The sequence below is a fragment of the Flavobacterium koreense genome (genome assembly GCF_054776075.1).
Window position 1 is genome coordinate 324,405 of sequence record NZ_BAAHCF010000029.1, and the last position, 17,787, is coordinate 342,191.

Annotated in this window: 16 protein-coding genes; 6 read left to right on the forward strand and 10 right to left on the reverse strand. The window is 30.5% G+C overall.

The window, feature by feature from the left end:
• Positions 1-43: 43 nt before the first annotated feature.
• Positions 44-1,012 carry a Gfo/Idh/MocA family protein gene (locus ACYU7A_RS09705; protein WP_460576108.1) on the reverse strand — a complete coding sequence of 323 codons (969 nt, stop codon included), beginning with the start codon at positions 1,010-1,012 and terminating at the stop codon, positions 44-46.
• Positions 1,013-1,109: 97 nt separating this feature from the next.
• On the opposite strand from ACYU7A_RS09705, the gene ACYU7A_RS09710 reads away from it, so the two are divergent.
• Both ACYU7A_RS09710 and ACYU7A_RS09715 read left to right on the forward strand, forming a co-directional pair.
• Positions 1,110-1,751 (forward strand): protein-L-isoaspartate(D-aspartate) O-methyltransferase, encoded by a 642-nt coding sequence (locus ACYU7A_RS09710; RefSeq protein ID WP_298306062.1) that lies wholly within the window; start codon positions 1,110-1,112, stop codon positions 1,749-1,751.
• Between the two features lie 56 nt (positions 1,752-1,807).
• A complete protein-coding gene (locus ACYU7A_RS09715; protein ID WP_460576111.1) occupies positions 1,808-5,554 on the forward strand; it encodes a transglutaminase domain-containing protein in 3,747 nt (1,248 codons plus the stop codon).
• Between the two features lie 35 nt (positions 5,555-5,589).
• Here ACYU7A_RS09715 and ACYU7A_RS09720 read toward each other — a convergent pair whose 3' ends face one another.
• Together ACYU7A_RS09720 and smpB are read right to left on the reverse strand one after the other, a co-directional pair.
• Positions 5,590-6,639: a Fic family protein gene (locus ACYU7A_RS09720; protein ID WP_460576113.1), complete on the reverse strand. Its 1,050-nt coding sequence runs from the start codon at positions 6,637-6,639 to the stop codon at positions 5,590-5,592.
• Between the two features lie 84 nt (positions 6,640-6,723).
• Positions 6,724-7,179: an SsrA-binding protein SmpB gene (gene smpB, locus ACYU7A_RS09725; RefSeq protein ID WP_298306055.1), complete on the reverse strand. Its 456-nt coding sequence runs from the start codon at positions 7,177-7,179 to the stop codon at positions 6,724-6,726.
• Between the two features lie 144 nt (positions 7,180-7,323).
• Between smpB and ACYU7A_RS09730 the strand changes: the two genes are divergently transcribed.
• From ACYU7A_RS09730 to ACYU7A_RS09740, 3 genes are all read left to right on the forward strand, one after another.
• Positions 7,324-7,935, forward strand: coding sequence for an outer membrane beta-barrel protein (locus ACYU7A_RS09730; RefSeq protein WP_460576115.1), 612 nt, complete (start codon positions 7,324-7,326; stop codon positions 7,933-7,935).
• A gap of 143 nt (positions 7,936-8,078) precedes the next feature.
• The gene (locus ACYU7A_RS09735) at positions 8,079-9,593 is read left to right on the forward strand and encodes a S8 family peptidase (RefSeq protein WP_460576117.1); all 1,515 of its coding nucleotides are present in this window, start codon (positions 8,079-8,081) and stop codon (positions 9,591-9,593) included.
• Between the two features lie 83 nt (positions 9,594-9,676).
• Positions 9,677-9,904, forward strand: a complete 228-nt coding sequence (locus tag ACYU7A_RS09740; RefSeq protein WP_344814890.1) for a VF530 family protein — start codon at positions 9,677-9,679, stop codon at positions 9,902-9,904.
• 27 nt (positions 9,905-9,931) lie between these two features.
• Here ACYU7A_RS09740 and ACYU7A_RS09745 read toward each other — a convergent pair whose 3' ends face one another.
• From ACYU7A_RS09745 to ACYU7A_RS09755, 3 genes are read right to left on the reverse strand one after another with little or no spacing between them, the layout of a single operon-like run.
• Complete coding sequence (locus ACYU7A_RS09745; RefSeq protein ID WP_460576119.1) at positions 9,932-11,476, reverse strand: hypothetical protein; 1,545 nt, start codon at positions 11,474-11,476, stop codon at positions 9,932-9,934.
• Between the two features lie 11 nt (positions 11,477-11,487).
• Positions 11,488-12,651 carry an ABC transporter ATP-binding protein gene (locus ACYU7A_RS09750; protein ID WP_460576121.1) on the reverse strand — a complete coding sequence of 388 codons (1,164 nt, stop codon included), beginning with the start codon at positions 12,649-12,651 and terminating at the stop codon, positions 11,488-11,490.
• A 16-nt stretch (positions 12,652-12,667) separates the two neighbouring features.
• Positions 12,668-13,228: a GNAT family N-acetyltransferase gene (locus ACYU7A_RS09755; protein ID WP_460576123.1), complete on the reverse strand. Its 561-nt coding sequence runs from the start codon at positions 13,226-13,228 to the stop codon at positions 12,668-12,670.
• A gap of 92 nt (positions 13,229-13,320) precedes the next feature.
• Here ACYU7A_RS09755 and ACYU7A_RS09760 point away from each other — a divergent pair, with 92 nt between their 5' ends.
• Positions 13,321-15,573, forward strand: coding sequence for a M1 family metallopeptidase (locus tag ACYU7A_RS09760; protein ID WP_460576125.1), 2,253 nt, complete (start codon positions 13,321-13,323; stop codon positions 15,571-15,573).
• Positions 15,574-15,632: 59 nt separating this feature from the next.
• Here ACYU7A_RS09760 and ACYU7A_RS09765 read toward each other — a convergent pair whose 3' ends face one another.
• Genes ACYU7A_RS09765 through ACYU7A_RS09780 form a run of 4 tightly spaced genes read right to left on the reverse strand, consistent with a single transcriptional unit; the run spans position 15,633 to position 17,787 of the window.
• The gene (locus ACYU7A_RS09765) at positions 15,633-16,151 is read right to left on the reverse strand and encodes a DUF4199 domain-containing protein (protein ID WP_460576127.1); all 519 of its coding nucleotides are present in this window, start codon (positions 16,149-16,151) and stop codon (positions 15,633-15,635) included.
• Positions 16,152-16,210: 59 nt separating this feature from the next.
• Entirely contained in the window at positions 16,211-17,017 is an 807-nt protein-coding gene (locus tag ACYU7A_RS09770) for an energy transducer TonB (protein ID WP_460576129.1), read from the reverse strand.
• A gap of 7 nt (positions 17,018-17,024) precedes the next feature.
• Positions 17,025-17,420 (reverse strand): DUF1801 domain-containing protein, encoded by a 396-nt coding sequence (locus tag ACYU7A_RS09775; protein ID WP_460576131.1) that lies wholly within the window; start codon positions 17,418-17,420, stop codon positions 17,025-17,027.
• A gap of 10 nt (positions 17,421-17,430) precedes the next feature.
• Complete coding sequence (locus ACYU7A_RS09780) at positions 17,431-17,787, reverse strand: bleomycin resistance protein (protein ID WP_460576133.1); 357 nt, start codon at positions 17,785-17,787, stop codon at positions 17,431-17,433.

The following is a 17,787-nucleotide window of genomic DNA, read 5'->3' on the forward strand; positions in this document are numbered from 1 at the left end:
ATTCATAAATTTTATATTTTAATTTGCGAATTTGCGGTCAATATTATTTTTCGTTCATCGAATCAATAATCATATAAGCTACTCTCAAAGCTTCGGTTCCATCTTCTAAAGTTACTATTGGAGTTGTATTATTTACAATGGCATCAGCAAAAGTTTCTAATTCGTCTAAAATGGCGTTGTTTGGAGCAACTTCTGGATTGGCAAAATAGATTTGTTTCTTTTCGCCTTCTGCATTTTGTAAAATCATATCAAAATCACCTGGAACTTCTGGTGCGTCTTTCATTTTTACAACTTCACAAATTTTATCTAAATAATCGACAGAGATGTAGGCGTCTTTTTGAAAGAAACGAGATTTACGCATGTTCTTCATCGAAATTCTGCTCGAAGTTATGTTGGCAACGCAACCGTTTTCAAACTCAATTCGGGCGTTGGCAATATCTGGCGACTGACTCAAAACTGAAACTCCACTGGCGTGAACGGCTTTAACTTTTGATTTTACAACACTCAAAATAGCGTCGATATCATGAATCATCAAATCTAAAACCACAGGAACATCAGTACCACGAGGATTAAATTCTGCCAAACGATGCGTTTCAATAAACATTGGGCTTTCAATCATATCTTTTACAGCTATAAACGCAGGATTGAATCTCTCCACATGTCCAACTTGACCTTTTACATTGTATTCTTTGGCTAAAGCAATGATTTCTTCTGCTTCTGCAACAGTTGTTGCAATTGGTTTTTCTATAAAAACATGTTTACCACTTTTAATAGAAACTTTAGCACATTTGTAATGTGAAAGAGTAGGAGTAACAATATCTATTACATCAACAGCGTGAATTAATTTGGCAATGGTATCGAAACGTTTATACCCAAATTCAGCAGCTATTTTATCTGCATATTCAGCATTTTCATCATAAAAACCAACTAATTCATATTTTTCAGATTGATTCAACAATCGTAAGTGTATTTTTCCGAGGTGACCGGCACCTAAAACGCCAACTTTAAGCATAAAATAAAATTTTATCAAAAATAGTAATTAATTGATAATTCGTAATTGATAATTGATAATTTGTTTTCTATTTTTACAAAATAAATACTTGCCCAAATTGAAAGATACAAACAAACATCAAGGACTTAGAAATCAATTAGCTAAACAGCTTGAAGAAAAAGGAATTACCGATAAAAACGTTTTGGAAGCTATAAAAAAAATTCCAAGGCACTTGTTTTTGAATTCAAGTTTTGAAGATTTTGCCTACCAAGACAAAGCATTTCCAATAGGTGCTGGACAAACTATTTCACAACCTTATACTGTAGCATTTCAAAGTCAACTTTTAGACGTTAAAAAAGATGATAAAATTTTAGAAATTGGGACTGGTAGTGGATATCAAACAGCAGTTTTGTGTTTGCTTGGAGCCAAAGTATATTCAGTTGAAAGACAAAATGAATTATTTAAAACTACATCACTTTTATTACCAAAACTTGGAATTCGTCCAAAACATTTATCGTTTGGAGATGGTTATAAAGGATTACCTAATCACGCTCCATTTGATAGTATTATTGTCACTGCTGGTGCTCCAATTATTCCAAAGCCACTTATGGCACAATTAAAGATTGGAGGTAAATTAGTTATTCCTGTTGGAGAAAAAGAGCAAATTATGACTATGTTAATTCGTAAAAACGAAACCCAATTTGAAAAACATGAATTTGGTGATTTTAAATTTGTGCCTCTTTTAGAAAATAAGAATTAATTTACAACGTTTCACAAGAATTACTATATTGTACCAAAATTAAACCAACCAAATTAATGAAAAAAATCATTGCCATTTGTATTCTGTTTGTAAATGTAACATTTGCACAAACAGCTGAAAAAAAAGTATGGGATTTGTTATTGTCTAACAAACGTGAAGATGCCAGAAAACTTTTCGATAAAGAATTAAAAGCCAAAATGAACACTAATGTAGATTATTTGATATTGGACGCTATGTTACAATATGAAATGGGCACACTAGCATTTGATGATCAAATTTTAAAGCAATTTTTAGTTACTTGTAAGGAGAAAAATTATCTGTATCCAGTTTGGTACAAACCTTACATGATGGATAATGCAAATACCAATGGTTACAATGATTATACCTACAAGAAAATAGATCTTTTAGCTGCTTCAGAAGTTTTTGGAAAAGATCCTTTGGTAATTTATTTCAAGGCGGTTTGCGATAGAAAAAGAAAAAATCCACAAGGTTTTAGCGATAATATTAAAAAATTGAATGCTATTGAAGATTGGCAATATTGTGGAGCTTTTGAAAATTTAAATGACAGTGGATTAGAAACAGAATACGAACCAGAAGTTTATGCTAATAACGATAAATTGTTTGATGCAAATAGCAACGGAAAAATTGGTTGGTATATTCCTGTTGACAAGCAAGAAGAAGGTTATCACTTTTATAGCAATGAGTCAGAATATGGTGACGGAATTATGTATTCTCAAGTATTCATTGATTCACCTTCTGATAAAGAAGTGTATTTAAATTTTGGTACTAGTTCTTCTATCAAAATCTTTGTAAATGATGCTGAAATTTATGCTAATAACATGGCAGAACACACCGATTTGAATGCCTTTAGATTGAAATTCAAGTTGTTGAAAGGAACAAATAGATTATTAGTAAAATTCTCAACTAATTCTAGTAATGATAATTTCTTTGTGTCGTTAACAGATGAAACTAACAATAAGATTTCAGATTTAACGATTTCAAATAAATTTAAAGCTTACAATAAATCAACTCTTGAGCAATTGAATGTAGTTGAATTGAATCCAACATTCGAAGATTATTTTAAAGATTTGATTGCTAAAAATCCAAGTAATGTTTTATACAAGATTTTATTATTTGAAGCCTATTCTAATAATAGTAAAAATGATTTGGCAAATGATATCATTGAAGAATTAATAAAAGAATATCCAAAATCTTCTTTTATCCAAGTGCTTCAAATGACTAATTATTCTAATAAGAAGGAAACTCAAAAAGTTGAAGAGATTGCCAAAAATATGGAGATTAATGATGAGTTTTATTACTATAATATCATCAAGAAAATTCAAGATCAAGATTGGATGCGTTCAGCAAACATTGTAGAGCTTGAAAAATTTCGTGAAAAAACCACCTCTGTAAAATCAGAAATGGTAACAACTTTGTTTGATTTTATTTTGGCTTCAAGAAAATCTGATATCAATTTAATGATTCAAAAGTTGGAGGATTTATTTGCTAAATCAGACAATAATGAATTTTATGTTACCACATTTTCTGGGATTTATGAAAAGTTAAAAAATGATAAGGCTAAAACCATAAAAATGCTTGAGGATTTAGTTGCTTCAAAAGAGAATCTTATCGCTTTAAATCAATTAAGAGGGTATTACGAAGACGCAGATAAAAAAGATGATGTTGAGAAAATGATTCACGATGTTAGTACCAGATATCCTTACTCAAATGATTTAAGAGTAGATTATATTAATCATTTGGTTGATGAAAAAAGATATACAGAAGCATTGGTTGAGGTTGACAGAGCTTTAGCTAATTTTCCGTATTCATTTTCTTTGATGGAGAAAAAAGGAACTATTTACAATAGTCTTAATAACGTTAAAGATGCTGAAAAATTCATCAGACAATCATTATCTCACAATTCTAGTAATAGCTCATTGCGTAAGAAACTTTATGATATTACAAAAACTCCAGATGAGATAGAAGAGGTAGCAACCAAAGATATCTATAAAGTTATTAAACAAAGAAGAAATTCAACTTTGAAAGGTGATTTTGGAGTAACGACTCTTTTAGATGAATACATTGTAAATATTTTGCCAGAAGGCGGAAGAAAATCTAAAGTTACTTTTCTTTATGAAATTACTTCAGAAAAAGGAATTGAAGAGCTTAAAGAGTACAGCTTGCAATCTTACAGTAATAGTGTTTTAAAATCTGAAATTGTTAAGCAAGATGGTTCTATAGTTCCTGCAGAAGAAGGTGATGGAACATTAGTATTTACCGATTTGAAAGTAGGTGATGTAATCTACATTCAATATGAAAGATATGAGAATTCTTATGGAAGATTCTATAAAGATTTTGATTTGTCTTGTTATTTCAATAGCTATTATCCTGCAGTAGAAACAGTTTTTGGATTTATCTATCCTCCAGGAACAGAATACATTTCAGATTTTATCAACGGAACAGTTCCATCAACAACTAAAAAAGTAAATAATAAAACTTATATGATTTGGAAGAGAACTAATGTTCCTGCAATGGCTCTTTCTGAATCTTATGCACCAAATTTTAGTGACTTGACTAATACTATTAGAATTAGTACTATAAAGTCGTGGAAAGAAATTTCAAATTGGTATTCTGATTTGGTAAAGAAAAATTTGAAATTAGATAAAATTACAAAGAAAACTTTTGCCGAAATTTTTCCAAATGGTGTAACTGGAATTTCTCAAGAAGAAATAGCTAAAAAAATATACTCTTATATTGGAAATAATATTAAATACAGTTCTTTAGATTTTAGACAAAGTGGTTATGTTCCTCAAAAACCATCTAAAACTATTACAACAAAACTTGGTGATTGTAAAGATGTTTCTACTTTATTCGTCGCTTTATCGCAATTGGCAGGAATGAAAGCTAATTTGGTTTTGGTGACTACAAACGATAATGGATTTACTTCTATGTTATTGCCATCAAATGACTTCAATCATTGTATCGTAAAAGTTGCAATTGATGGTAAAGATTATTTTTTAGAATTAACAGATAAGTATCTTCCATTTAAAGCATTGCCAAGTAGTTTGTATAATGCCAATGCACTTGTAATCTCATTTGATAAAGCTGAAAACGAGAAATCTAAAATTATTGGAATCCCATTTGATAATGCTTTGAAAAATGTTACAAATGCAGTAACAACTATGACTATTGATGATAAATCAAAAAGTTTTACAAATACTTTTACAATAAGCGGAGCCAATAAATCATATTATAATGAATTGTTTTCTGATGCAACTACAGAAGATGTTCGTAAGAAAAGAATAGAAGAGGATTATAATTCTAAATTAAAGAAAGTTGTTTCATTGCAATCTTCTAAAGTTGTTAAAAACGAAACTTACGATAAAGACATTACGTTTGAAACACAGTTTTCAATTTCAGAAAGAATTCAAACGGTTGGAAATCTAAAAATTACTGATATTCCATTTCTAGATAAAGTTTACACAAGAGATATTATTTCTTTAGAAAGTAGAAAATACGATATTGATTATTTTTCTTATGAAACAAGTAATGAATATAATTCTGAAGTAATTTTAAATATTCCACAAGACAAAAAGTTTACAGAAGTTCCAGAAGGAAAAACGTTTACTTTTAAAGGACATAAATACCAAATAGCCTTTGAATTAGTAAAGCCAAATACATTAAAGGTTGTTAGAACAGTTACTTTAAATTGGGATAAAATTTCTACAACAGATTATTTAGAATACAAAAAATATGTTGAAGATGTAATTGCCGCAGAAGAACAGATAGTTGGATTTAAATAAAAATAAAGAAACCCATTCCTAAACAGAATGGGTTTTTATTTACTAATTATGTTTATATAACGCTCTAAACACTCTTTTTCTACTTGTGCAATAAATAGCAAAAAGTCTTCTTTATTATTTGAAGTTTGTGCTGTTTCAAGCGTTTTGTAATAGTTCATTCTAGTTTCGTAATCTCCTTTTATATTGGCAATCACGTATCCGTTTTGTAAAAGAATTAGATTCATTATTAAACGAGAAGTTCTACCATTTCCATCTATGAAAGGATGAATAGTAACTAGTCTTTCATGCATTTCTGCTGCTAAAACAACTGGGTGCATCTTACTTTTGTTTTCTTCATACCAAATGAAATAGTCTTCCATTTCTTTTGCAACTATAAAAGGTTGTGGAGGCATGTGACTGCTTCCTTTTATCATAACTTGTACTTGACGATATCGACCAGCATCTTCAGGAATAATTCCTCTTAAAATTAAATTGTGAACAGAAAGTAGTTCACTTTCGTTTAAAGGAAAATTGCGTTCCATTAATTGTTTAATGTAGGCTATAGCTTCAACGTGATTAATTGCCTCTAAATGTTCACGCATACTTTTTCCAGAAATAGTCAATCCTTCATTGATAACCAAATCGGTTTCACGTAATGTAAGAGTGTTTCCTTCTATTCTGTTACTTTCAAAAGTGTATTCTAATTCTAATGCTTGTGCAATTCTAAAACTATCAAATTGACGAAATTGGTTTAGTTTATTTTTTAGTGCATCAATATCATTTAAAATATTTTGTAAATTTTTTGAAATCGATTTTCTAACGAAACTTACGTTATATTTTATTTGTTCTTCAGCAAGTATCATTGCCTTCAAAGCTAATTCATCTGAACCAATTTCATAAAGAATACGCTCTTTTAACCAAGCAACCATTAAGGTTTCATAATCTAAATCTAAAACCTGCGCTAATTTGGCAACTTGTTCTTTAGTTGGTTTTCTTGATCCGCTTTCAAACTTACTTATCAATGCTTGATCAATACCTAAAAGTTGTGCTAACTCTCTAGTTTTTATTCCTTTTTCTTCTCTTGCATTTTTTAATAAAGTTTTCATTCTAATTAAAATGTTTTATTTTGTCTTGACAAATTTAGTCATTTTTTCAAGACAAAAAAACAATAACAAAATTTTTTAAAAATTTTAAAATGATTTTTTAATTCGTTCGATATCTCGCTTGGTATCTTGTTCTTTTAAAGATTCGCGTTTATCGTAGGTTTTCTTACCTCTACAAAGTCCAATTTCTAATTTAGCTAATCCTTTTTCGTTAGTAAATAAACGTAACGGAATTATGGTTAATCCTTTAGTATCAATACTTTTTTCTAATGATTTAAGCTCTCTTTTATTAAGTAGTAGTTTTCTTTCGCTGCGAGCTTTATGATTAAACTGATTACCAAAAGAGTATTCCTCTATAGAAGTATTAATAGCAAAAAGTTCGTTATGGTCATTAAACTCACAAAAACTTTCAGTGATGTTGGCTTTTCCTAATCTAATAGATTTTATTTCAGTTCCAGTCAAAACGATTCCAGCCGAATAAGTTTCGATTATCTCATAATCAAATTTGGCTCTTTTATTAAGTATGTTGGCTGTTTTAATCATTCTGAGGCAAATGTACTAACTAAATAGTGAAAGTAAAAGTAAAATTATTTAGTATCAAAAAAAATTTCAAACTATGATTTATATCAGTTTTTTTAAGAAAACTTGACAATAAATTTGTCCTATAATTTTAAAACTAAAAACAAAATGAAAAAAATTTTATTAGTTGCAGCAATAGCATTATTTGGTTTAACTGCAAATGCACAAGAGAAAGAAAGTAAAGGATTACAAGGAACATGGTGGGCTGCTGGTCAAGTATCGTTTTCATCTACTAAAACAGGTGATGCAAAATCAGATTCTAACATGATTTTACCAATCGTTGGAAATTTCATTTCTCCATCAGTAACTGTAGGTTTAGGTATCGGAAATATTAGCTCGAAAACAGTTAATGGTGCAGGAACTACAACTGGTGATGCAAGTACATTTGTTGTAAAACCTTTAGTAAGAAAATATTGGAATGTTTCTGGTGGATTATTCTTCTATGGTCAAGCTGCTTTACCTGTTACGTTTGGAAAAGACAAAATTTCTGATGGAAAAACTTCTTCATTCGCTTTAGAATTAGCTCCAGGTTTTGATTATGTAGTTAATAAATGGTTAACAGTTGAAACTTCATTCACTATCTTTAATGTTGGTTCAGTAACTGAAACTCCTGCTACAGGTGATAAAACAACTACATTCCAATTTAATGCAAATCCAATGAACTCTGTTGCTGACAGACAAATTGGTAACCTACAAGTTGGTGTTAAATTTTTATTCTAAGAAATTAGATTATATTTAGAGTTATTGGTTAGTCCCGATTTAGTTCGGACGGAAAGGTCATCATTTTTTAATGATGACTTTTTTTTGCTATTATATTTAAAAAATTATTACATTCGTAAAACCAACCTTAAAAAAATACTAGTATGACAAAAAATTTTCTAAAAATTATCATTTTATCAGTGTTTGTCTTTGCTTCATGTTCTAAAGAAGATTCATTTGATGAAATTTCAGTCGATGCTTCTCAAAAGGATCCATTAACAGCACAACAAGTAAATGCTCAAATTGATGAAGCTATTGCTACAAAAGGAAGCTTCAGTTGGAAAAATGCTTCAAATCATTTACTTTGGAGTGCTTCATTTAGAGGAAATCATATCATAACTATTGGTTTTGGTAATTCAGCTACAGATTTTGATAGAAGTAAATCAGCAGATAATGCTAAAACACAAGCTAGTATTCTGAATCTAGTTGCGCATTATGAAGGAAAGTCTAAAGAAGATGTTTTGCTTTCAAGTGATGCCTATTTGAATTTGGTTGATGTTTATATTGAAAAGCAAGAAACAATTATAGCTTTAAGAAAAACTGCTAAAATACGTTACGTTGAACCAGGTGATTACAAATATTTTGAGACAGCACAACAAAAAGTATCTTTAGCAGAATCTAGTTCTTCAGGTTCTTCAGGATGTGGATTTGAATCGTCAACATTAAGTACTTCCGATTTTACTACGGTTACTCCAGGTGCTAAAGTGCCATGGTCGTTTTACCAACATAATATTCCAACTGCTTGGAATACTGCCACAGGTCGAGGCATCACAATTGGAATCATTGACACAGGAGTTTCTCCAAATCAAACTTTGTTGGGTACTAATTTTAATGATGGTCTTTCAACTGGAAGAACAATTCAAAAATATGGTACTTATGTAGATTCAATTTGGCCTTGGAGCACAAGTACAGACGGACCAAATGATCAATGTGGTCATGGAACAAGTATGTCATCTGTAGCTGCAGCACCAAGAAACGATAATGGTTTGCCTGTTGGTGTTGCTTACAATTCTAATCTAGTTGTTTACAGAGCTGCTTCTAATGTTGTTTTAGATGGATATCACGAACAAAATGGTGTAAAAAATGCTTTCACTGCTTTAGCAAATAATACTAGTGTGAAAATCATTTCTATGTCAATGGGACATATCTTCTCTTCTGGAAAAATTGAGGATGGTGTGAAATATGCTTACAGTAAAGGAAAATTAATCTTCTGTGCCGGTGGAACTTCAACAAGCTTTACTAATTTTGTGGGTGTTATTTTCCCAGCTTGGATGGCAGAAACAGTTGCCGTTACTGGAGTTATTGAAGGAACATCTAACCAAAAATGTGATGTTTGCCACTCAGGTGGAAAAATTGAATTTACGATTCAAATGCAAAGAGCAGCTTCAGGTAATACAGTTCCAGTTACAAGTTATTATGATAATCAAAATGATTATGTAGGAGGTTCTTCAGTAGCAACTGCAACAACAGCTGGAATAGCTGCGTTAGTTTGGTCAAAGAATCCTTCTTGGACAAGAGACCAAGTGCTAAACAAAATGCGTCAATCAGCTACTTATTTCCCTAATAGAAATGCAGATTATGGTTATGGTAACGTAAATGCAGCTTTAGCGGTTCAATAAATAGTATCATTAAAATTATAAAACCATCAAGAGAAATTTTGATGGTTTTTTTATGCAATCAATTTTAATAGTACTTTTGCGATATGGAAAAATCAAAAGACCCACTACACGGTATAACTTTACAAAAAATAGTAGAGCAATTAGTAGATTTTTATGGATTCGATACCTTGTCAGAATTGATTAGAATTAAATGTTTTTCAGATAATCCAAGTGTAAAATCTAGTCTTACCTTTCTAAGAAAAACAGACTGGGCAAGAAAAAAAGTAGAAGAGCTTTATATAAGAACTTTACCCAAATTTAAAACCCTTTAAAAATTAATTTAAAGGGTTTTTAAGTTATTAGTTTTCAGCAATTCCGCGCCATTGTTTTATTTTTCTTGAAAAGAATAACATCATTATGAAAATGAATAAAACATTAAACCATAATAATTCATAGGCATAATCTTTTAAAAATGAAATGAATGGAAACTTCTCATTTCGCAAACCTATATCAATAATTTCATAGTAGTTTGTAGTACTTTTAGCCAATTCTAAAACTATTGCATAAACTATAGGACCAAATGATGGTAACAACCAAAGTGTTGCATTTAAGGTAATTCCAGAAATTCCTTTTCCTTTTTTTCTATGTATTACTAGAATTAAATAAACAAAAAGAATAATGGTAAGTAATAATAACGCTGCCAAATAAAAATATTCAGAGGATATAATCGCAGTCAAGATTCCTATTAAAATATTTACAACTCCAAGAGCCACAATAGCAATTAAAAAATTTCTTCCAGAGGTTACTCTAAATGAAAATAATACTAGTGAAAAACCTATAGCTATGTATAATAACAATAAAATTGTATCAATACTCACACTCGGTTTTGTCCAACTATTAGAAATTGTCTCATAAGAATGTTTTAAAGAATTTTCAGGCACATAATATTTATTATATAAGTAATAGGTGTCTTTAACTTTCTTTACGTATTGTTCTGAGGTATCTATTTGATTTCTTCTTATTTCATTTTCATAATCATAGGATACTTCAAATTCTTCTGCTCCAATGTTTTTATACTTCTCAAATTTTGGATAATCATAAACCAATTCGGTCCATTTATCTTCATCAATATTCGCTTTTAATTTATGTTCTTTAACAATAGCCAAGTAATTTTTAAATAACGATTTTACAGAATCTTTTTTATTGTAAAACAACCAATCTTTTATCTTCATTTTTCGCAAAGAATCTTCATTATATCCAAAGAAACTATAGGAATTAATGTTTTTATCTAACAATGAAAAATTTGAATATTTTCTTCCTCTATAGAAAAAATGATCTTTAATTGTGGCTGAATCAACAACTGCTGGTGCTGTATCAGCATAACTTGCTGCTTCAACCATAGCATCACCTTCATAATTATCGTTGTTGTAGTGATAACTATAAGAACCCGATACAAAAAAGGAACCTTGACTTAAAATTTCACATCTTTTTTTAGCTTCACTTTCAGTGTAATAGCTTCTCACTTTTAAATCTTTACCATATAAGTAGGCCATTATTAGTGAACTATTAAGAAAACAAACGACAAGAATAAGTAACCATTCCTTAAATAAAGAAAAGTTATTCTTAGGATAATACGATTTTAAAGCATTGTTTTTCAAATAATAAACCAGCCAAACTATTGCTGTTAAAATTGAAATCATCACACTAAAGAAAATAATAATATCATCATTATCATTTCTAGAATAATCATTGTCGGTTTCGGTAAAATCTATTGCACCATTTAAATAACCCAAAAGGATGAAAATGATATTGAATAAAATAAGAAACGCGCTTACAGGAACAATTTTTAAATTCCAAAGTAAGGGATGATTTATTAGGAGGTATTTTTGAATATTTTTAAACATAATTTATAGATTTAGGATACAAAAAAGCGACGTGTTGAGTTGGAAATATTTCTAAAATACTGCACCGGAATTTTTTCTGAAACAAGCAGATTCATAAAGTCGTATACGGTAACACTTTCTTTGAAACTAACAATATAAGTACCACCATTAAATTGTAGTGAAACCAAGTCTAATTTTCCAAAAGTTTCTCCCAATTGGCTTTGTGACCATTCGCTTTCAAACTCAATAACCAAATAATTTTCAATAGGAATTTCATTTTCTGAAACAGATTTTTCGTGAAGATTTTTCTGTTTTCCATGCTTTAAGAAAATCACTTGATCAGAAGTTTTTTCAACCTCATACAATTGTTGTGAACTTAATACGATTCCAATAGGTCTAAAAGGCGATTTAGCGATTGCTTTAAAATCCTCAAGAACAGTTTGTTGTGCTAAGATATCTAAATTTGCCAATGGCTCATCTATCAACAATATTTTTGGTTTTCTTAAAAGCATTCGCGCCAATTCAAAACGCATTTTGTATCCAGAAGATAAACTCTTCCAACTATGATTTCTGAATTTTCGCAATCCTAATCGAGCGATGATTAATTCTATAATCAATTCATTTTCTTCAGGTTTGTAACCATAACTAGAAGCTGTGAATTGTAAGTTCTCAAACATAGAGCCATACCAAGTATCTGTCCTTTGAGGTATGTAAACTAATCTTGTTCTCAAATCAAACTGGTCATCATACTTAAAATGATAGTTTATTGTACCTCCAGTTGCATAAAGTTCACCACACAAACAACGCAAAAGTGTAGTCTTACCATTTCCATTTTCACCAACCAAACCAAGAATTTCTCCTTGACGCAATTCCATTTCTATTGGACCTAATCCAAAACTCGAACTACCATAACTTTTTTCTAAACTACTTGTAGAAACTAAAACCTGCTTTTCTGCAATTGGTTTATTTATAAGTGTAGCCTGTAAATCTGAAAGAACAGCTTGATACTTTTCTTTTTTGCCTTCAACATTATTTTCATTCTGGTCTAGCCATATTAAAAAATCATTAGTTTTTTTATAATGATTTAAATCCTCAGTATCTAAGGTTAAATCAATAATTCTTTTGGTAAGAATTGTGAAGTCATCAAACTTGAGAAAGTTTAATAACTCTTGGTATTGTTTTTCAAATTCGTTCATGTAATGTGTTGGTTGATTATTTTTTAAAATTTCTTTTCAATATTGAATAGATAACAGTGTCCCAAAATTTACCATCATAATATTCATTTTCTAATATGTGAGCTTCTTTTATTAAGCCATTTTTTTGGAGAACACGTTCCGAAGCAATATTGTCAGGATCAATAACAGCTTCAATAGAATGCATATTCATATCCTCGAAGCCATATTCTAAAACAGCTTTTATAGCTTCTGTAACGATTCCTTGACCGTTATATTGTGGTAAAATCATATAACCTATTTCACAACGATGATTTTCGGGTTGAATTCTATAATGACCAATAATTCCTATAAGTTTTGGATTTCCTTTTACAGTTATAGCCCAATTAATGCCTTCATTTTTTTCAATCTTTTCATCAATCATCTTAAAATGATTTAAAGCATCTTCTTCGGTTTTAACCAATGGACGCGGAATGAACTTCATCGTTTCAGGATTACCTCTTAGTTCTAGTATTTCATTTAGGTCATCTTTTGAAACTCGTCTTAATAATAAACGTTCTGTTTCAAGATTTTTAAAGGGATGAAAGTTGATTTCAATCATAAACAAATTATTATTTTGTGAAATTAAACATAAAACTAAAATTAGTGTAACATTTTTTTATTTATTTGCTCTAATAAATAAATACTCAATTTATGAAACACTTTTTTATCAAAGCATTGGCTCTTGGAACTCTAGTTTTAAGTTTCTCTACTGCAACAGCACAGCAGACGCCTGCTAGTTCAAACTACAACTACAATGAAGCATTTGGTAACAATTTTTATACCAAAAATGCTACTGAAACGCGTTCGGCAAGTGGGCAACCTGGTCCAAAATATTGGCAAAACAGAGCCGATTATTCAATTACAGCTTCTTTAGATGAGAAAACAAATGAAATTAAAGGTTCAGAAGTTTTGACTTACACTAATAATAGTCCAGATAAATTGAGCTTTTTATGGCTGAATTTAGATCAAAACTTATTCAAAAAAGATTCAAGAGGAAACGCTATTATTCCACTAAAAGGAAGTAGAAATGGAGCGAAAGGACAAGATTTTGATGGAGGATTCAGAATTAATTCAATAAAAGTAGTTACAACAGTAGCTGGAAAATCAACTGAAAAAGACGCAAAATTCACTATTACAGACACAAGAATGCAGGTAGATTTACCTCAGAGCTTGAATGCTAATGGAGCTTCTGTAAAACTAAAAATTGACTTTGCATTTGTATCGCCAGAATACGGTTCGGATAGAATGGGAGTTTTAGAAACTAAAAATGGAAAAATCTTTACCATGGCGCAATGGTATCCAAGAATGTGTGTCTATGATGATGTTCGCGGTTGGAATACAAGACCTTATTTAGGAGCAGGTGAGTTTTATTTAGAATATGGTGATTTTGATGTATCGATTACGGCTCCTGCATCACACATTGTTGTTGGTTCAGGTGAATTATTAAACCAAAATGAAGTTTATACTGCTGAGCAACAGAAACGTTGGACTGCAGCAAAAGCAAGCGATAAAACAGTTATGATTAGAACTGTAGATGAGGTAACTAATGCGTCATCAAGACCTGCTGGAAAAACTACTCTGACTTGGAAATTTAAAATTAAAAATTCACGTGATTTTTCTTGGGCTTCTTCACCAGCTTTTGTGGTTGATGCTGCTAAAATCAATCTTCCAAGTGGGAAAAAATCATTGGCTATTTCTGCTTATCCAGTAGAAAGTAATGGAAATAACGGTTGGGAACGTTCAACAGAATATACAAAAGCATCGATTGAAAATTATTCTAAAAGATGGTTTGAATATCCTTATCCAGCAGCAACTAATGTAGCTGGAAACGAAGGTGGAATGGAGTATCCTGGAATTGTTTTCTGTAGCTGGGAATCAAGAGGTGCTGATTTATGGGGAGTTACTGATCATGAATTTGGTCATATTTGGTTTCCAATGATTGTTGGTTCTAATGAGCGTTTGTTTGCATGGATGGACGAAGGATTTAATACGTTTATTAATGGTTTAAGTTCTCAAGATTTTAATAACGGTGAATACAAGCAACCAGTTACAGACATGCACCAAGCGGCATTTGTATTGAGTAATCCAGAAATGGAACCTGTAATTGCAGCACCAGATAATTTGAAAGAAGCCAACTTAGGAATCTTGGCTTACTACAAACCAGGTTCTGGATTAGAAATGTTGAGAAATTCTGTAGTAGGACCAGAGCGTTTTGACAAAGCTTTTAGAGTTTATATTGAGCGTTGGGCATACAAACATCCACAACCAGATGATTTCTTTAGAACTTTTGAAAATGTAACTGGAGAAGATTTAGGATGGTTTTGGAGAGGTTGGATTATGAATAATTGGCCTTTAGACCAAGCTATTACTAAAGTTAAGTATGTTAAAGGTAATGCTAAAAATGGTGCTACAATAACCATTCAAAACCTTGAGAAAATGCCTATGCCAGTTGTAGTAGAAATGAAAACTAAAACTGGAAAAACATCAAGAAAAACATTACCTGTAGAAATTTGGCAACGCAACAACTCATGGACTTTTAATGTGGATACTACCGAAGAATTAGAATCAATAACTTTAGATCCAGATAAATCATTTCCAGATGTAAATGAAGAAAACAACGTTTGGACAGATGCTAAGAATGGAGTAGAGAAGAGCAAAGGTCTTGATGCTTACGTTGGTGAATACTCAAGTACTAAAATTCCTTTAAAAATTAGTTTTACTGAAGAAGATGATAGTTTGGTAATCAACTCACCAGGACAACCTTCAACACCACTTGACGATAAAGGAAATGGTAAGTTTACTTTAGAGCAAGCAGGTTTGACTGTTCAATTCAACAATACTAAAGATGGTTTTACACTTTCAATAAGCGGACAAACCTTTGAATTTACTAAGGATAAAAAATAATTTAATATTGAAATATAAAAAAAGGTACGTTTTAAATTACGTACCTTTTTTTGTTTCTTTTATTTGCTTTTCTTGGTGATTAAAGCACTTATCAAAGAAAAAACGATTCCAATAGGTAAAATCTCAAAATAGGTCATACCAATTACAAAAAAAGGATTTTTATAGGATTCTTTCATCTGATTTAATTCATCAATCTTTGCTTGTAAATCTGCAGCATTTAAACCACTTGATTCTAAATTTTTAATTTCCATTGCGGAATACTTTTCCATAAAATCAGGATAGAAATTATATAATTCTACAAGCCATACTAAAACATAAATAGTAGAAATAATTAAAGCAATTAAAAAACCAATGGTAAAGGCCTTTCCAAATGTTATTGTTCCACTGTTTACGGTATCACGATATTGCTTCATTCCTACGAATGTAAAGGCAAAACCTATAAACATTCCAGTAAAACCTAAAATATAGCTTAAAGTGGCATCCTCAAGATTTTTAGAATGAAAATAGACGCTCATTCCAGAAAATACGGCTACAATCAATCCTCCAATCAATCCGTTTTTTAAAATAATGTTTTTCATAAAAGAGTTTTTTTGGTTAGTTAATCAAAGTTACTTTTTTTTTTGTATAATCACAACTACTAATCTTGTTGACTCATCACGTTAATTGGTATTGTATAATAAACAGAAACAGCTTTATTATTGACTGTAGCTGGATTGAATTTTTTATTTTTTCCGATTCTATTAATGACGTTTATAGCTTCCATATCAAATTCAAAATATCCTGAAGTTTTGTTAATTCTAATGGCTTCTACAATTCCTTCCTTATTTATTCTAAAATTCACGAATATCTTTAATATACTTTTTTCAATGATGCGTATTTCAGGAACTGCATAATTGTTCATTATAGCTTTATAAATGATTTGATAACTACATTGTTCAATTCCCAATGGAGAATCTTTACAAGCATCAATCGTTGGTCCAATCTCATAAATAGGTTTTAAAGTGTCGCTTACTTTGATGTTGGTTGTATTTTCTGAAACTTTTTCTACCTTTTTTTCTTCTACAAAAGATCGATACAGCGAATCAATTTTCACAAATCGTTCCGTAACAAAATTAGAAATTAAGATAGCTTCTTCTTTCGATTTGATTAAAGGATAAAATTGTTGGTTGTTTTTTCTCAATTGCAAATAAAAATCGCATAAATTCAAGTTATGTATTCTATTAATTGAATCAATTTTGTAATCTCTTACGTTGTTAAATTTTGGTTGCTCAATTTTTGAATTTTCTACCAAGTAGTTTTCGATTTTGTCGAATAGAATGCTATGTGTTTTGTAAACTTCTATTAATGGTTTTTTACATTTTTCCAAAATCAGTTTATCATTGTTAGTCTGTGCACTTAGGTTTTTTGTGCCTAACAAAATCAGGAGTATAATTATTTTTTTCATTTTCATTTTATTTTAAGCGTTCTAAAACACCTTTTCGTTTCACAATATTTTTATAATCCCATTGGATTTCTCTTGATTTTTGAAGCCAACGTTCTATATCAGTAACGTTTATTTCATCAACAGAAGTGTAAGTTTTAGAAGCATCTTTAAATTTTCCTGAACCTAATTTAAGTTCCGATTCTTCAAAACTTGCGCCACTCCAAAACATCAATCGTACACCATTCTTTAGTTTGTCATAACCTACAATAGGGTTGCCATTATCAAACCAAACAGGATGCGCATGCCAAACTTTATTTTCAAAATCGGAAAGATGTTTTTGAATGATTTCCAACAATTTGTCACAAATAGCTTTGTCTTCAGTTGATTTTGAATTGTTATAGCTTAAAGTGTCTTCGTGAATCATAGATTTATTTTTACAAGCTTTCGCCAAACGTTAGTAAATTTTTATCAGGGTCGAGTATCGAAAATTCTCTTTGTTGCCAAGGTTTGTTTTCCAATTGTCCGTTGGGATGAATCCACACTTTTGCATCTAAAAACGTTTGATACAAATTGTCAATAGCATTGGTTCTAATGTAAACTTGTCCATAATTCTCATCTGGATTTAAATCTTTAAACTCAAAGAAATGTATTTGAATTTCGTCTTTTTGTACCATCAAATAGCCATCAAAATCGGCACTTCCAAACAATTGAAATTCTAATTTGTTGAGGTAAAAATCCATCGTAATTTTCTTGTTACGCATAGGAAGTTTTGGGTTGATGTTGGTGAGCAT

What these genes read in the sequence shown, in the direction of transcription:
- ACYU7A_RS09705 (WP_460576108.1), bottom strand. Translation starts at nt 1,012, where the DNA reads ATGCTTAAAGTTGGCGTTTTAGGTGCCGGTCACCTCGGAAAAATACAC.
- ACYU7A_RS09715 (WP_460576111.1), top strand. Translation starts at nt 1,808, where the DNA reads ATGAAAAAAATCATTGCCATTTGTATTCTGTTTGTAAATGTAACATTT.
- ACYU7A_RS09720 (WP_460576113.1), bottom strand. Translation starts at nt 6,639, where the DNA reads ATGAAAACTTTATTAAAAAATGCAAGAGAAGAAAAAGGAATAAAAACT.
- smpB (WP_298306055.1), bottom strand. Translation starts at nt 7,179, where the DNA reads ATGATTAAAACAGCCAACATACTTAATAAAAGAGCCAAATTTGATTAT.
- ACYU7A_RS09730 (WP_460576115.1), top strand. Translation starts at nt 7,324, where the DNA reads ATGAAAAAAATTTTATTAGTTGCAGCAATAGCATTATTTGGTTTAACT.
- ACYU7A_RS09735 (WP_460576117.1), top strand. Translation starts at nt 8,079, where the DNA reads ATGACAAAAAATTTTCTAAAAATTATCATTTTATCAGTGTTTGTCTTT.
- ACYU7A_RS09740 (WP_344814890.1), top strand. Translation starts at nt 9,677, where the DNA reads ATGGAAAAATCAAAAGACCCACTACACGGTATAACTTTACAAAAAATA.
- ACYU7A_RS09745 (WP_460576119.1), bottom strand. Translation starts at nt 11,476, where the DNA reads ATGTTTAAAAATATTCAAAAATACCTCCTAATAAATCATCCCTTACTT.
- ACYU7A_RS09750 (WP_460576121.1), bottom strand. Translation starts at nt 12,651, where the DNA reads ATGAACGAATTTGAAAAACAATACCAAGAGTTATTAAACTTTCTCAAG.
- ACYU7A_RS09755 (WP_460576123.1), bottom strand. Translation starts at nt 13,228, where the DNA reads ATGATTGAAATCAACTTTCATCCCTTTAAAAATCTTGAAACAGAACGT.
- ACYU7A_RS09760 (WP_460576125.1), top strand. Translation starts at nt 13,321, where the DNA reads ATGAAACACTTTTTTATCAAAGCATTGGCTCTTGGAACTCTAGTTTTA.
- ACYU7A_RS09765 (WP_460576127.1), bottom strand. Translation starts at nt 16,151, where the DNA reads ATGAAAAACATTATTTTAAAAAACGGATTGATTGGAGGATTGATTGTA.
- ACYU7A_RS09770 (WP_460576129.1), bottom strand. Translation starts at nt 17,017, where the DNA reads ATGAAAAAAATAATTATACTCCTGATTTTGTTAGGCACAAAAAACCTA.
- ACYU7A_RS09775 (WP_460576131.1), bottom strand. Translation starts at nt 17,420, where the DNA reads ATGATTCACGAAGACACTTTAAGCTATAACAATTCAAAATCAACTGAA.
- ACYU7A_RS09780 (WP_460576133.1), bottom strand. Translation starts at nt 17,787, where the DNA reads ATGCTCACCAACATCAACCCAAAACTTCCTATGCGTAACAAGAAAATT.